The organism is Paraburkholderia sp. GAS82, from assembly GCF_050436285.1.
Classification (GTDB): Bacteria; Pseudomonadota; Gammaproteobacteria; order Burkholderiales; family Burkholderiaceae; genus Paraburkholderia; species Paraburkholderia phenazinium_B.
Map to the genome: position 1 here is coordinate 408929 of NZ_JBNDLX010000001.1, position 14556 is coordinate 423484.

A 14556-nucleotide genomic window follows, 5' to 3' on the forward strand; every position below is an offset into this window, starting at 1 on the left:
GAATGTCCTCGTAGGTTCGCTTTGTTCAAGATAGCGCAATCAGCGCTTCCGGGGCGATCGAAATGCCGACCGGCGTGCCGCGCGCGAGTTCGACACGGCCCGCCACGTCGACGATCAGGGCATCGGGCGCTGCGCCGCCAATCGTCAGACGTGTGCGCTCGCCGAGAAAGGCCGCGCTTTCGACGGTGCCGCGCAGATGCGCGCTGGCCGGATCGGCCAGGTAGGCGTCTTCGGGCCGGAAAAACAGCTCGTTCTCTCCGGCTGCCGCCGAGCCAGGCGTGCTGCGCAATGGCAGCGGCACCGCGCCGCCTGTGGTGCTCAGCATGCCTTCACGCCGCTCGCCGGCGAGGCGGTTGATCGTGCCGACGAACTGCGCCACCGCGCGATTCGCCGGACGGTAGTAGATATCGCGCGGCGTGCCGATCTGCTCGATGCGGCCGGCGCTCATCACGACGATCCGGTCGCCCAGTTCCATCGCTTCGGCCTGATCGTGTGTCACATACACGGTGGTGATGCCGAGTTCGCGCAGCAGCGTATTCATCTCGCCGCGCAAGGCGTCGCGCAGGCGGGCGTCGAGCGCAGTGAGCGGCTCGTCGAGCAGCAGCACGCGCGGCTGCATCGCCAGCGCACGGGCGAGCGCGACGCGCTGACGCTGGCCGCCGGAGAGCTGATCGATCGGTTTGTCGGCGTGGGCAGTGAGCCGCATCATCGCGAGCAGTTCATCCACGCGTTGACGCGCGATGTTTGCTGCCACGCGTTTGATCTTCAGCCCATAGCCGATGTTGCCGCGCACGGTGAGGTTCGGAAACAGCGCGTAGCTCTGGAACACCATGCCGACCTGGCGCTTCTCGATCGGCAGCGCGGTGACGTCTTCGTCGCCAAAGGCAATCTGGCCGCCGGCGTCAGGCGTCTCCAGACCGGCGATCATGCGCAACGTCGTGGTTTTGCCGCAACCGGACGGCCCGAGCAGCACCAGGGTTTCGCCGGCGCCGATCTTCAGGTCCAGCGGTTCGAGCACACGCGTGCCGCGAAACGTCTTGGCACATTGCGTCAGCGTGATGGGAACGGGAGCGAGTTTCATGGCGTGTCGATGGTGCGGGTTGAACGTGGCGAAGCTGCCTTAAGGCGTTTCGGCTTGCTGCTGCGCTGGCCAGTGGCGTCGACGCCGAGCCATTGCATGGCGACCAGCAGCGGCATCGTCATGATGAAGAACAGGATCGTGTAGGCGCTGCCGATCTCGATGCGCAGCGACGCGTAGGTATCGGCGAGGCCCACTGGCAGTGTCTTCGTGTCGGGGGTGTGCAGCATCCACGTGAGGTTGAATTCGCCGATCGAGAGCGTCACCACCGCCAGCGCGCCGGCGACGATTCCCGGTCGTACGTTCGGCAATACGATGGTCAGGAAGCGCTGAGTGAAACTCGCGCCGAGGCTCGCGGCGCCTTCCTCCAGTGTCCGCAAATCGGCACTCGCAGCGACGGCGGCAACCGCGCGCACCATGAACGGCAGCGTGAACACGACGTGACCGACGACGATGAACCAGACGCTCATGCGGAACACTGTGATGCCGCCGTACACCACCAGCAGTGCGAGTGCGGACGCGAGACCGGGCAGAGCGATGGGCAGCACCAGAAATTCTTCGATGATGCGCGAGAGCCGCGTCTTGCTGCGCGCCAGCACGTAGCCCGCCGGCACGCCGGTGAGCAGCGTGATGACGAGCGTCGCCGCCGCGACTTCGAGCGACAGAAACACCGATGCGTGATACTGCGTCCACACTTCGATCAGCCAGCGCAGTGTTAGGCCGCTCGACACACCCTTGAAGTAATTGACGGTGAGGCCGGCCATGATCGACATCACGACCGGCACGATCAGAAACGCGCACAGCAGCAGCGTTACGAGCCACTGGCCGGCTGAGAGCAGCGTGCGCGACGACAGGCGCGGCTGCGTGCGGCGCCGGGTCGACGGCGCAGACGGTGGCGCGGATGGTGGTCTGGCGGTGTCGGTTACGGAGTTCATCGGTGTATCTTCATACGGATTGATAGCAGAGCTAAGGGGTACTTGTTCAATGCGGCTGGCGTGGACACATCGTCACGTAGGCACCTGCGCTATGCACTCGCTGCGACAGCCGAGCCGGTGGCACTACGTGCCAACGCCAGCACGAGCCACGTCACGAGGCCGAGCACAATCGACAGCCCTGCGGCCGTTACCATGTTCGCGTTCAGCGTGAACTCGGTATAGATGGTCATCGGCAGGACGTCGATATCGGTGGCGAGCGTAAAGGCCGTGCCGAACGCGCCCATCGCGGTGGCGAAGCACACCGCGCCTGCCGCGATCAGTCCCGGTGAGAGCGCGGGCAGCACGATGTCGCGCATGATCTGCCACGGCGACGCGCCAAGCGAACGTGCGGCTTCTTCGAGCGAGGCATCGAGCTTGGTCGCCGACGCCATCACCGTCACGATCACGCGCGGAATCGAGAAGTACAGGTAGCCGAGAAAGAGGCCGCTCATCGAATACGCGAAGACCCAGCGGTCGCCAGTCAGCTTCAGCGACAGCGCGCCGATCAACCCCTGACGTCCCGCCAGCATGATCACCATGAAGCCGACCACTACGCCAGGGAACGCCAGCGGAAAGGTCAGTAGTGCGAGCAGTGTGCGTTTGCCTGGGAACTCGCGCCGCGCCAGCAACAGGCCCGAGATCACGGACAGCACCAACGTCGCCGCCGTGACCGCCGCCGAGAGCAGCACGGTCGCGCCGAGGCTCGTCATGTAGCGCGCGTTGGTCAGCATCGCGCGGTACGTATCGAAGGCGTGGCCGTTGCCGCTCAACTGCGCGAGCGCGCCCATCGGCAGCAGCCAGAACGCAATGAAAACCGCGAGCGCCGGCGCGATCAACGCAATGCGCCAGCGCAGCGGAAACGTGACGTCGTTCAATGCATCACCTGAAGATACTGTTCGCCGAAGCTTTGCTGCTTCTCCGCCATCTTGCCGAAATCGACCGCTTTGGCGCGGGCGTATTCGCTTGACGGCAGGAATTTGGCGGCAGCTTCCGGGCTCATCGCATTGGCGCGGACCGGACGAAGGTAGGCATTGGCCCACAGCTTCTGGCCTTCGTCGGAGAGCACGAAATCCAGCACCTTCTTGCCGTTGGCTTCATGCGGCGCGCCCTTCACGAGGCTCATCACATACGGCACCGAGATCGTGCCTTCCTTCGGAATCACGAATTCGACATTGGCCTGATCCTTGTATTTTGCACGGTAGGCGTCGAAGTCGTAATCGAGCAGGATCGGAATTTCGCCGGAGAGCACACGCGCATAGGCGGTCTGCTTCGGCACGATCGGCGCGTTGGCCTTGAGCTTGCTGAACCAGTCCAGACCCGGCTGGAAGTTGTCGAAGCTGCCGCCGAGCGCCTGGTTCACCGCTACCGCGCCGGCATAGCCCACAAACGCGCTCGACGGATCGAGGTAGCCGATCATGCCTTTGTACTCGGGCTTGAGCAGGTCGGCCCACGAACGCGGCACAGGCTTGCCTTCGAGCGCATCCTTGTTGACGAAAAAGCCCAGCGTGCCCGAGTGGATCGCGAACCAGTAGCCTTGCGGATCCTTCATGTTGGTGGGGATGTCGTCCCAGTGAGCCGGCTTGTATGGCTGGATCACGCCTTTGTCTTTTGCCTGGAAGGCCGACGACACGCCGAGGTAGACGACGTCCGCCACTGGGCTCTTTTCTTCGGCCATCAACTGGGCGATGGACTGGCCGGAGTTCTTGTTGTCGAACGGCACGCGAATGCCCGTCCTGGCCTGGATCGCCTTGATCTGGCTCGCCCAGTCGGCCCATTCGGGCGGGCAGTTGTAGCAGATCGCGGTTTCGTCGGCATAGGCCGCGGCGGGTGCGGCGAGGATAGTCGCGGCCGAGGCGAGCAGGGCAGAGGCGGTTAGCACGGCGGTGGCGGTGGTGCGCGTCAGCTTGCCGGTCAACTGACGCAGGACGGCACCAAAACAGGAGGAACGGCGAGTCACAGCGGGTCTCCTTGGAAGGAAGGTAGCGAGAAGTTGGTTAAATCGTGCTTCAGCAGCGGGGCCTGTGAGGCGCCTGTGCTGCGTGTTGTTTCTATGCGCAGTGCTGGTAAATCAATGATACGGGTGCGTTACGCCAGCGGTTGTATCGAGCGCGCGCGCGAGGTTTCGCTGGTGTTCGAGATCGCGGCGATCGTGGCGCCTTCGCGCAACGCGTGGGGCAGCGTGAGCGATATGGACGTGTCGCTGTAGGTGCCGTCGATGCGTGCCATCAGCCGGCGCCAGGCGGAGCAGCCGATTTCACGGTTCGGCGCGCAGACGGTGGCGAGCGGCGGCTGCAGCAACTCGCCCATGGAAAGCCCGTCGAAACCGAGGATCGACATATCGTGCGGGATCTGCAGGCGCGCGCGGCGCAGACCGCGGATGACGACCATCGCCAGCAGGTCGTTGCTGCAGAAGAGGGCGGTCGGACGGTTCGGACCGCTGGTCAGATGGGCCAGCACGGAGGGAGCGAGCTCTTCAGCGTTGAAATCGATTTCAAGCGCCGGGGCCGGCGTCAGCCCGGCCTGCTGCATGGCTTGCGCGTAGCCCAGGTGGCGCAGGCGCGCACGATCCGAGGCGGCGAGCGTGCCTGCCAGCATGAGGATGCGGCGATGGCCGTGGGCGATCAGCATGCGCACGCCGTCGTAGGCGGCCAGCCGGTTGTCGACCGACACCGACGGACGGCGTACCGTATCGTTGTGCATCAGCACGTAGAGGAGGCCGGCGCGATCGAGGTCGTCGAGCAGCGGGTGGGTATCGGCGTCCGCGACGGTCAGAGCCAGGCCTTCGACGCGGTGTTCGCGCAGCGTCTCGATGGCGTGGCGCTCGCGCTCGGCGTCGTACTGGGTGGTCATCAGCATCAGCCGGTAACCCTGAGCGCTGGCCAGGTCGTCAATGCCCTGCAGGCACTCCGCGAACACCGGATTAGCGATCGTGGGGAGGATGACGCCAATCAGGCGGGTGCGCTCGCCGCGCAGCTGGCGGCCTAGCGGGCTGGGGCGAAAATTGAGCGCGTCGATCGACTGGCGCACCTTGTCGAGCGTGACGGGATTCACGGTGTGCGGCGCGTTGATGGCGCGCGAGACCGTGGCAATCGAGAAGCCTGCGTGTGCCGCGACATCCTTGATGGTAGGGGTCATCGCTATGGTTTTGGCTCGGGTTGTAAACGTTTTCGTCGAGCGGATTATCGGCAAGCTTTGTGACTCGCCGATGACTCGAGAGGCACGGGAAGGCGCGGGTTTGGTGCGGCGGCGACCCAATGGTAGAATCGCGTCCGCCCTGCCGGGGTGATGAAATTGGTAAACATAGCGGACTTAAATTATTGAGTGCCCGACCGGAAACGGCCGGTGCAGAACCCCTCAAATTCGGTGAACCCCCTGGTTTTGCGCTGCGCGCGCAACCGAGGCAACGCCGAGCCAAGCCCGCCGTCGCATGAGTGCGAGGGTGCGGAAGGTGTAGAGACTAGACGGGGGGCGCCTTAGGCGGCGAGGGCTGGCGGTTTTGCCGCACAGTTCAGCCGCGATGGTGAAGGCATAGTCCAGCGCACGAACGAGGATGCCGCCCGGTATCGTCGGCGTCGAAAGACGTGGTGTGACGAAAATCCGCCGCTTAACAGCTTGCCGGTTCGAGTCCGGTCCCCGGCACCAAAGAAGTTTTTGACTGGCGCGCTCTGCGTCAGTGGCTTCCATACAGCCGCCGAACACCGCCGATTCCATTCTGTGCCCGGCAACCGTGCTTAGCCGAATATTTGCAGGTGCTCGGCAAGTATCGCGCTACCTGCTCCGATCAGCGCTACGCCTCCCGCCATCTCCGCTCGCCTGCCATGCCTCATGGCCAAGAAAACGGCCGATCAAGGACGTCAATGGCGAAAGGCTTGCGTAATGTCTGGCGCTACTTCTACCCACCTCACCTCGTGCGGCAGCGAAGCGAAGATATCCGAGCAATACAGTACTGCGAAATATGGTGGGAATAGCGCCGGTGGCCGCTCCGTTTACCACGAGGCCCACAAAGGAATCTGGGCCAAGGTGGACAACGCTGGGTCGTCCGGTCAAGGAAGGCTAACACCTCACCTCATCATTGCGAGGCGGTTCGGCACTTGCGTGTCCGTTGGGAATTTACCGTGGTCGAGCGCAGGAGAGGGTGAGTGAACGTCGAAAACGAAAGCGGGTCTGGCGCGGTATCCGCTCAGGAGGACACAGCGAAGCCTAACGTCGCCATGATGACCAGAAATATTGGCCACCTGCTACGACTCGCGCGACTCAGGTTAGCGAATCTGATGGACAAGCAGCTGCTTAAACAATTGGGCATTACGAATGTTCAGGCGACTCTTTTGTTTCTCATTTCGACGGGCGAATCGGCGTCGTTGAAAACGCTTGCGCAGAGCAGCGGCACCGAGATGGCGAGAACATCACGACTTCTCACCTTGCTGGAGGAGCGGGGCCTGGTGGTGCGCATTCGCTCCGGCTCGGATCGCCGGGTTACCGAGTTGCAGTTGACGGATGCTGGGTCTTCTCTGGCCAGTCGACTGCCCATGATCCTCCGCGATGTCGCCGACCTGGCGTTATCGACATTCGATGAGACCAACAGGGAGCTACTGGTGGATATGCTCTCCGATCTGATTGGGAACTGCGAGATGATCGAGCATCAATCGGCGGGGCGGCCGAGCGAGAATGACCGGATGAATCCGCAAGAATACTGGAAGGACTCGCTAGACCTCGTCGAGCTCCCATGCTCGCGAGAGTATTGCCGTTAGCTGCGCTTTCGAGCTGCGGCTTTCGTGCAGAGTTGCGGTGGATCCTGCCTGGACGGTCATCAATAATAAAAAAACAGGCCGCTCCGGTGACAAGGGAGGGGAATCCGAAAACCGGAACGGCCTTGAAAGGCTACTCAAACATTCGATGCGCGTTAAAACTTGTAGGTCGCGCCGATCTGCAGGAAACGGCCCATATATGTATAGAGCGACTGGTCGTAGCCGGTCTGGTCGATCTGGCTCAGCCACTCCGGATCGAACGGGGGCGCACGGTTGAAGATGTTGTTCATGCCGCCGTAGACCGTCCAGTGCTTGAAGCCTGTGTACGCCACGTTAAGGTTGAACACGCTATACGACGCGGTCGAGAAGTTCAGACCCAGCGCGTTGGAGTACGGACCGGTGTACTGCCATGCGAGATCTGCATTCCACTGGTGGAAATTCCACGAGAGATCCGTGTTGCCCTTCCAGCGCGGGAACGAACCGCCGAACGGCTGCGCAAGCGTCAGGTCGTTACCCGCGCCGTCGACCGTCGAAGCGAGGCCACCGATGCCGCTCATCTTGAAGTGCCACACATAACCCCAATCGCCCGATAGCTTGAACGTACCAATCGAGGTGGGCAGCGATTGCGCGAACGTCATTTCAAAGCCGTCCGTATCGAACGAACCGAGGTTCTCGTATTCGTTGGTCTCGAACGCAATCGAACCGTCCGCGTTCAGGACCGTGCCGCTTGGATCGAGCTGCGTGCCGATCGCCTTGTCGACGTGAATCTTGTACCAGTCGAAGCCGATGTCGGTCGTGCGTGTGGGCGACAGTTCGAAGCCGATGTTGTAGTTCTTCGTACGTTCTGGCTGCAGGTTCGGATTGCCCTTGGTGATGACGTTTTCGTCCTGCCCATTCGGCCCGATCGGCTGGATGCCGATGTTCGACGAATTCGTGTTTTCGAGGAACTCCGGTGCGCGGAAGCCGCGGTTGTACGAGGCGTACGTAGTGAACTGCTGGATCGGCTGGAAGCGCAGGGCGAAACGCGGCGAGAACGCGCCGCCGAAGTCGCTGTAGTGGTCATAGCGGCCCGACTGGCTGAACGTCAGCATCTTGTTGATCAGCGGAACGTCGACCTGGTAGTACACCGCGGCCACGTTGCGCTCACCGTCCACCGTCTGGAGGTTCGGTCCCAGCGTGGTGCCGTTCAGGTAGTTGGCGCCTTCCTCGATCAGTTCGCTTTCGTGCAGGAACTGCGCACCCAGACCCAGGCCGACGTCACCGGTCGGCAGATGGAACAGGTTCGGTGTCGCGAGCGTTGCGTCGAGCGCGTCGAGCTTGGAAATGCCCAGGTTGTTCGCCGTCGTCAGGATGCTGTTCACGGCGCCAGGCGTAGCCGACGGATTCACGAAATTAAGCGTGCCGTTGTTCAATGCGGAGGTCAACGCGATCGGATTGACATAGTTTCCGAGCGTGTTGCTCACTGTGCTCATCGAATGCGTGTACCCGGCATTCCAGTCCCAGTCTTCCTGGCCGGTCGTGAAGCTTCCTTTCACGCCGGTTGCCGCACGCCAGTAGTTTGCATCCGTGGTCGAACCGAACGTACCCGGCAGGGTGCCAAACAGTTCCTGAGCCACGCCGGTCGTGTTGAACGGATTGTTGGCCGGTACCACTGCCGTGAACGGAGTCACGGTCTTGGTGACCGGGTTGAACTGCAGGCTGTTGCCAAGGACAACGGGGCCGTCGTTCGTCGTCGTCGTATTGTTGCTTTCCCACAGATCGGCGTACGCGGTCGTTGTATCGTTGATCTTGAAGTCGCCGTGAACCTTGGCGCTGAAACGCTCCGTCATCGGCTCGATCGACGTGTCTTCAGCCGTATTCCTCAGGCACACATTGCCGCTATTGATCGCGCCGGTTTGCGACGCAATGATGCTGGAGGAAGCGGGCGCAATCTTGCCGCCAGCGCAGCCGAACGGCGTCGCAACACCGGTAGTGGGATTCAGGAAGTACGACGGTTGCTGGACCGAGCCGCCAAACATCTGGTTGCTGAAGTCCTGATTCTCTGTCGTGTCGCGATCGGCCAGCGTATAACCGTTCGACTTGTAGTAGCTCGCGGTCGCCGTGATGTTATAGCCGTCGGAGGTCAGATTGCCGAAGCCGCCAAGAATGCCGAACTTGGTCGTGCCTCCGCCGCCTTGTGTCGCGCCACCATAGCTTCCGTCGAGCTGCAGGCCCTGGAAATCGTGTTTGGTGATGATGTTGACCACGCCGCCGATCGCGTCGGAACCGTACTGCGACACGGCGCCCGTCTTCACCACTTCGATGCGGTCGATTGCGTCTATGGGAAGCGTGTTCAGGTCGAAGAACTGATCGGTGCCGTTGACGGCGAATGCAAACGGCGCAACACGTTGACCGTCGACGAGCACCAGCGTGTATTTTTCGCTCAGGCCGCGCAGTGCGATACCGGCGCCGCCGGCAGCAAAGCTGTCAGACGTGGACTCTCCCCAACTGTTGGCCGAGTTCGCGGAAATGGAGCGTACGTAGTCGGAGACACTCTTTTCCCCCGAGTTCTGAATGTCTTTCGTGGTGATCACCTGAACCTGCTGGAAGCCCACTTTGTCCGCCTGGCGGATCAGCGAGCCCGTGACCTGAAACGTCTGTAATTGCTTGACGTTCTTGCTGGTCGCCGTTGCTGCCGTGCCCGATGCCGCTGCGGGAGCGGCAGCCGCCGCCGTGCCTGAAGCCGCCGCGGTGGCGGCCGGCGTTGCCGTGGCTGCCGGCTGGCTTTGCGCAAACGCTGGAGCGGCGATTGCGGTCGTCAGTGCGAGCTCAGCCCAGACGATTCTTCGAATGGCTAACGCCATTGCCCGTTGTTTCATCTCACCCCTCATAGTTGTCAGTGATGGCCTACATTGTTTGGCGAGGAGAAGTCTTATGGATTCCTCCTCGCGATCCACGGCGTGGATACGCCGAATCCCTGCCTGCGCTGCGCGTGTGCCAACGAGCCATCTACACATGCGGCGCTTCGGACACAATAAGTTTGACTTTGAAAGTCCTATCTGAATCGGACTACTAATCGTAGTCATTGTCGTATCGACGATTAGCCTCGGATTTCGAGGACATCGCAACGGCTATCCAACGGCGCGTGCCGGCGGCCTCACACCTGCCGCGTCTTGCTGGAAGGCTTCACGTAAATGAGTTGCGTGACCTTACCAAGTCACAATAATTTTTTGTCGACGTTTGTTTGTCGCGTACAAGCAATTCGCACGGACGTTGGTTGATGTGATTCAACCGGAAGCGCATCGCGGAGTCGACGGTTTCGGCGCCGAGCCAGCTTTGCTGGGCGGTTCCTATGGAGTGGGAGCAAGTTACGAAGGGCCGCAACGAAACTCGATCCAGATTATTCCATGGATTAAAAGAAATACATGAAGGGTCGCTAAACAACATTTCTCGAGCATTCCACTCTTTCAGAAATGCATTTTCTGGAAGTGCGTTCTAGATCGGACGTGGCATATCTTCGGCGACGTCGAGGGCGACGTCGCGGGGAACCAGATAGGGTTCGGGGGGATTTGAATGTGCAGCAACCGGACGTGCTACGGGAGATGCCTTAACGGGCGGCCTGGACGAGTCCGCCGCCCGAGATCGTCGAAGCGTTCGCCCCAACCGTTAAACCAGCACGTGGCCACCATCGACAACGACGACCTGTCCCGTGCTAAAGCCCTGTTGCATCAGATAAAGATACGTTTGGGCAACGTCGCTTGCTTCTCCGACCCTTCGTACCGGCATCTTTTCGGCGATATAGTCATACAGACCTTCGCGATCGGCTTCGCTCATGTTGTCCCACAACGCCGTACGCAAGACACCGGGCGCCACGGCGTTGACACGCAGCGGTGCAAGCTCGACGGCCAGGGTACGGGTCAGCGATTCGATCGCACCCAGGATGCTCGACGGGATGGTCCAGGCAGGCAGCGGACGCGACGACGCCACTCCGCTTGTCAACGTAATAGAGCCGCCCGCTCGAATGAGGGGAGCCCCATACTTGACCGCTTTGAGTGCGCCCCAGTAACGTACTTCAAAAGCTCGCTGCGCGGCTTCAATGCTGAGCTCAGCAAGGTTTTGCAGGAGCAGTGTCTCGCCGGCAGTGTAGACGAGATGGTCGAATGCGCCGACGCGCGCAAAAAACGCCCTTACTTGAGCCTCATCGGAAAAGTCGAGCGGCTCGCCACGTGTGCCTTGAGGTAGTCGCTCCAGTGCAGCCGCAACGCGTTCCGGCTTGCTCGATGCGATGATGACCTCAGCTCCGGACTTCGCCGCAGCTTCGGCCACGGCAAAGCCAATTCCTGATGTCCCGCCGGCTATGACGATCCGGCTGCCTTGAAGAGTGATGCTGGAAAGCTGATTGTTTCCCATGCTTTAAGTTTCGTAAGAAGGAGATCCCGCACGGTGACGTCGAAAGTAGGGCAGCACGTGCTGCCCGACCTGGATCGATGCGCCACCGCGGCCGCGAAAGAGTGTACGTGGTTTGCGAAAATCTCGTTGGAGACGCTGCACTCCGGCATACGTCGTGTACTGGCCGATCTTTAACGATGCGAACGTGAACGGCTAACCCACCAGCACGTCGGCATTGAGCGTTTGGGCCTTGTTGGTCATGGCAACGCGCGTGCCATCGTGGCCGCCCCTCATTGGTGTCGGGGTATTCGAACAGTGCTGGATGACAAGGACGTGAACTGGATGAGATCGGGAGGGTTGGTTGAGGGAGTGGAGCGCGTCCACAAAAGTCGATAGCTGCCCTGAAAAACTTCCCGAAATTTCCAAACCGACATAGCATTCTTAAAGGAGCATCGGCGATGCTGACGCCGGGAAATAAAACCTTCTGGAGGAACCATGAAAGTACGCACGCATCACGTTGTAGTTGCGGCAGCGCTCATCGGCGTGACGATCCCAATGTCCACAGTTCACGCCCAACTCGGCAACCTGCTAAATCAAGGGAACAACGGTTCGTCGCCGAGTCTGGGTGGTTTGACCGGCGGCTCGTCGTCTGGAGGCCTCGGCGATCTTGGTAGCGCGCTGTCGGGCGGTTCGGTGACATCCGGCAACAGCAGCAATGTCGCAGGCGTGCTGCAGTTCTGCATCAAGAATAACTATCTGGGCGGCAGCAGCGCGTCGTCGGTAAAAGATTCGCTGATGAGCAAGCTGCCAGGCGGCGCGTCGAGTTCCAATGGCGGCTACACCGACGGCGCCAACGGCATTCTGGACACAGGTAACGGCCAGAAGCTGAGCCTGGGTGGCGATGGCGTCAAGCAGCAGCTCACCAAGCAGATCTGCGACAAGATTCTCGACCAGGGAAAGTCGATGCTATAAGCATGGCGAGCTTGTTTCGCTCGCCCTGATCAAAGAATCTCGCGCTAGTGATCGCCGGCACCAGGTGAAGTACTGCTAAACAGTCTCTTTGTCGTTGCGCGCCGCGTTTGATTTGCGCTTCCTTTGAAGCGAAGGAGACCGTTCGGTCAAGCGAGTCGCCGCATCTTTATCCGCAGAGCCCGCGGCCGAGAACCGCCGTCGATACTCGGCTGGCGTCGTTTGTTTTGCAGCCCTGAACTGCCGATTGAAGTTGGCGACGTTCGCGAAGCCCGAACGGGCGGCGATGACAGCAACGGGGAGTGAAGTGTCAACCAGCATCCGGCACGCGTGCCCGATACGAACCCGGGCGATATACCGTCCGACGCTCTCACCGATATGTTGAACGAAGTAACGCGTAAGCGTGCGTTCCGACAGGTTAGCGGCCTCACAGAGTTCCGAGAGTCGCAGCGGTTCGGCAAACCGCGCGTCGATTACCGAAAGAACCCGGTTAATCCGTTCGGGCTCGTGGCCAGACGGGCCGGCGTTCGCCTGATTGAAAGCACTCGGTGAGGCAAGCGGCTGTCCCGGCGCGTCGGCGAGCGTGCACAAGATATCGAGGGCGGCGCCAAGGCGCTCGCGCGCCTCGCTCGACAGCAATTGTGCGAGGCGCTCACGCATCGCTTTTCCAGCAGGTGGATCGAAGGCCAGCCCACACGCGGCTCTGCGCAACAGCTTGCGTAGCGGTTCATATTCGCGGCAACAATCGGCCATGCGCCGTGCCCAATCCCCGTCGAACCAGATGACAATAGCGACTTGAGGCGAAGAGGCGTCGATCGAACGGTTCGACGACCAGGTGTGCGGAAGATCCGGCGGCACGAGGACGAGATCCTCAGCCTCATAATCGCTAACGGAGTCGCCGATGTAGCGCTTGCCGTGACTGTTCATCGTCAGCGTGAGTTCGTACTCCGGATGATGATGCCACTCGAATGGAATACGCGGCAGACGCCGATGGTAAACCCGCAGTGAACAGTCCTCGCCGAACTCGACGTGCTCATAGGCTGGTTTCATGGCCGAAAACGCAAATGAATTGCCTGAATAGTATCACCATGGCGCGCATCCCCGTCATATGCTCTCGACATACCAGATCCGTACGGAGACAGTCATGGCGTTGAAAATCGAAGATTTGCCAGGTGCAATTCGACAAGCAAAAAGAGAATTGCGCGCGGCGTTGCCGAACTATGGCGAGGTGTTCGCCGAGGTCGAAGAAGCGATCGGTGCCGAGGCGAAACGAATCGCCGGGCGGCGCGATCGGGGAGAGGACGTTATCCCCGAGATTCAGTTTTCCGACATTACCGAACAACGCGTCACCGCCGACCAGATCGCGATCGTCAAGGCACGCGGCGCGTGTGTGATTCGCAACGTGTTCCCCCGTGCGCTGGTGCAAGGCTGGGACCAGGAGATTGCCCAGTATGTCGAGCGCAATCATCTCGACAAGCGCCTGGAAAACCGCGCGGAGGACAAATACTTCGGACAGCTCGCTTCCAGCAAGCCGCAGATCTATGGCGTGTACTGGTCGAAGCCGCAGGTACTCGCCCGGCAGTCGGATTCGTTGACTGCGGCGCGCGTGTTCCTGAACCGGCTGTGGCGCAACGAGAGCGAAGGCCGTGTGCACTTCGATCCGGAGCGCGTGCCCGTCTACGCCGACCGTCTGCGTCGCAGGCCGCCAGGCTCCGCGTCGCTTGGCTTGTCGGCGCATTGCGATGGCGGCTCGGTCGAACGTTGGATCGAAAGCAATTTTCGCAAGGTCTACCGCCACGTGTTTGACGGGAGCTGGCGCGACTACGATCCGTTCGACGCGGCGTTCCGGCCCGATGTGCAAGAGATCGCTTCGCCCGCCGTTTGTTCGATGTTTCGTACGTTTCAGGGCTGGACTGCGTTGACGCCGCAGGGTCCGGGCGATGGCACGTTGCAACTCGTACCCATCGCCAACGCAATGGCGTACATCCTGTTGCGGGCGCTTCAGGACGATATCGCGGAGGACGACCTGTGCGGTGCCATGCCCGGGAGGGCGCTGTCGATCAAGCCGGAATTTCACGCGCCATTGTTCGAGGCGCTGTCGTCGATTCCTAAAATGGAAGCGGGCGATACCGTGTTCTGGCATAGCGACGTCATCCATGCGGTCGAAGACGAGCATAAAGGCACGGGCTATAGCAATGTGATGTACATCCCCTCGGCGCCCGCATGCGCCAAAAACGATGCGTACCTTAAGCGCCAGTTGCCGAGCTTCATGAAGGGAGAAAGTCCGCCAGATTTCCCCGCGGACCATTTCGAGGTTGATTTCACCGGACGCGCCACGGCTGACGACCTGACGCCGCGAGGCAAGGCGCAACTTGGCTTTGATCTGTAGTTGGGCAAAGGCGTTTTATACGCGCGGAAGCGG

At 61.1% G+C, this 14556-nt stretch carries 11 protein-coding genes; 3 read left to right on the forward strand and 8 right to left on the reverse strand.

Annotated elements, in window-relative coordinates:
- Nucleotides 1-25 precede the first annotated feature (25 nt).
- From P3T17_RS01935 to P3T17_RS01955, 5 genes are all read right to left on the reverse strand, one after another.
- Nucleotides 26-1081: an ABC transporter ATP-binding protein gene (locus P3T17_RS01935; protein WP_429404374.1), complete on the reverse strand. Its 1056-nt coding sequence runs from the start codon at nucleotides 1079-1081 to the stop codon at nucleotides 26-28.
- On the reverse strand, nucleotides 1078-2013 hold the full coding sequence (locus tag P3T17_RS01940; RefSeq protein WP_074264081.1) for an ABC transporter permease: 936 nt from the start codon (nucleotides 2011-2013) through the stop codon (nucleotides 1078-1080). The genes P3T17_RS01935 and P3T17_RS01940 overlap by 4 nt, the downstream gene beginning before the upstream one ends.
- An 89-nt stretch (nucleotides 2014-2102) precedes the next feature.
- Nucleotides 2103-2927, reverse strand: a complete 825-nt coding sequence (locus P3T17_RS01945) for an ABC transporter permease (protein ID WP_429288287.1) — start codon at nucleotides 2925-2927, stop codon at nucleotides 2103-2105.
- Nucleotides 2924-4009, reverse strand: a complete 1086-nt coding sequence (locus P3T17_RS01950) for an ABC transporter substrate-binding protein (RefSeq protein ID WP_429404376.1) — start codon at nucleotides 4007-4009, stop codon at nucleotides 2924-2926. Before P3T17_RS01950 ends, P3T17_RS01945 begins: the two co-directional genes overlap by 4 nt.
- Before the next feature lie 128 nt (nucleotides 4010-4137).
- Nucleotides 4138-5187 (reverse strand): LacI family DNA-binding transcriptional regulator, encoded by a 1050-nt coding sequence (locus tag P3T17_RS01955; RefSeq protein WP_429404378.1) that lies wholly within the window; start codon nucleotides 5185-5187, stop codon nucleotides 4138-4140.
- Between the two features lie 1004 nt (nucleotides 5188-6191).
- Between P3T17_RS01955 and P3T17_RS01960 the strand changes: the two genes are divergently transcribed.
- On the forward strand, nucleotides 6192-6800 hold the full coding sequence (locus P3T17_RS01960) for a MarR family winged helix-turn-helix transcriptional regulator (RefSeq protein ID WP_429288290.1): 609 nt from the start codon (nucleotides 6192-6194) through the stop codon (nucleotides 6798-6800).
- 152 nt (nucleotides 6801-6952) lie between these two features.
- Here the strand turns inward: P3T17_RS01960 and P3T17_RS01965 are convergent, their stop codons facing one another.
- Nucleotides 6953-9655, reverse strand: coding sequence for a TonB-dependent receptor (locus P3T17_RS01965; RefSeq protein WP_429288291.1), 2703 nt, complete (start codon nucleotides 9653-9655; stop codon nucleotides 6953-6955).
- A gap of 787 nt (nucleotides 9656-10442) precedes the next feature.
- Nucleotides 10443-11186 (reverse strand): SDR family oxidoreductase, encoded by a 744-nt coding sequence (locus P3T17_RS01970; RefSeq protein WP_429404380.1) that lies wholly within the window; start codon nucleotides 11184-11186, stop codon nucleotides 10443-10445.
- A 474-nt stretch (nucleotides 11187-11660) separates the two neighbouring features.
- Between P3T17_RS01970 and P3T17_RS01975 the strand changes: the two genes are divergently transcribed.
- Nucleotides 11661-12137: a DUF2501 domain-containing protein gene (locus tag P3T17_RS01975; RefSeq protein ID WP_429404382.1), complete on the forward strand. Its 477-nt coding sequence runs from the start codon at nucleotides 11661-11663 to the stop codon at nucleotides 12135-12137.
- 75 nt (nucleotides 12138-12212) lie between these two features.
- On the opposite strand, the gene P3T17_RS01980 is transcribed toward P3T17_RS01975, so the two are convergent.
- Nucleotides 12213-13184, reverse strand: a complete 972-nt coding sequence (locus P3T17_RS01980; protein WP_429404383.1) for a helix-turn-helix domain-containing protein — start codon at nucleotides 13182-13184, stop codon at nucleotides 12213-12215.
- A 94-nt stretch (nucleotides 13185-13278) separates the two neighbouring features.
- On the opposite strand from P3T17_RS01980, the gene P3T17_RS01985 reads away from it, so the two are divergent.
- Entirely contained in the window at nucleotides 13279-14523 is a 1245-nt protein-coding gene (locus tag P3T17_RS01985; RefSeq protein ID WP_429404385.1) for a DUF1479 domain-containing protein, read from the forward strand.
- The last annotated feature ends 33 nt before the right edge of the window (nucleotides 14524-14556 follow it).

What these genes read in the sequence shown, in the direction of transcription:
- P3T17_RS01985 (WP_429404385.1), top strand. Translation starts at nt 13,279, where the DNA reads ATGGCGTTGAAAATCGAAGATTTGCCAGGTGCAATTCGACAAGCAAAA.
- P3T17_RS01935 (WP_429404374.1), bottom strand. Translation starts at nt 1,081, where the DNA reads ATGAAACTCGCTCCCGTTCCCATCACGCTGACGCAATGTGCCAAGACG.
- P3T17_RS01965 (WP_429288291.1), bottom strand. Translation starts at nt 9,655, where the DNA reads ATGAAACAACGGGCAATGGCGTTAGCCATTCGAAGAATCGTCTGGGCT.
- P3T17_RS01970 (WP_429404380.1), bottom strand. Translation starts at nt 11,186, where the DNA reads ATGGGAAACAATCAGCTTTCCAGCATCACTCTTCAAGGCAGCCGGATC.
- P3T17_RS01955 (WP_429404378.1), bottom strand. Translation starts at nt 5,187, where the DNA reads ATGACCCCTACCATCAAGGATGTCGCGGCACACGCAGGCTTCTCGATT.
- P3T17_RS01940 (WP_074264081.1), bottom strand. Translation starts at nt 2,013, where the DNA reads ATGAACTCCGTAACCGACACCGCCAGACCACCATCCGCGCCACCGTCT.
- P3T17_RS01975 (WP_429404382.1), top strand. Translation starts at nt 11,661, where the DNA reads ATGAAAGTACGCACGCATCACGTTGTAGTTGCGGCAGCGCTCATCGGC.
- P3T17_RS01980 (WP_429404383.1), bottom strand. Translation starts at nt 13,184, where the DNA reads ATGAAACCAGCCTATGAGCACGTCGAGTTCGGCGAGGACTGTTCACTG.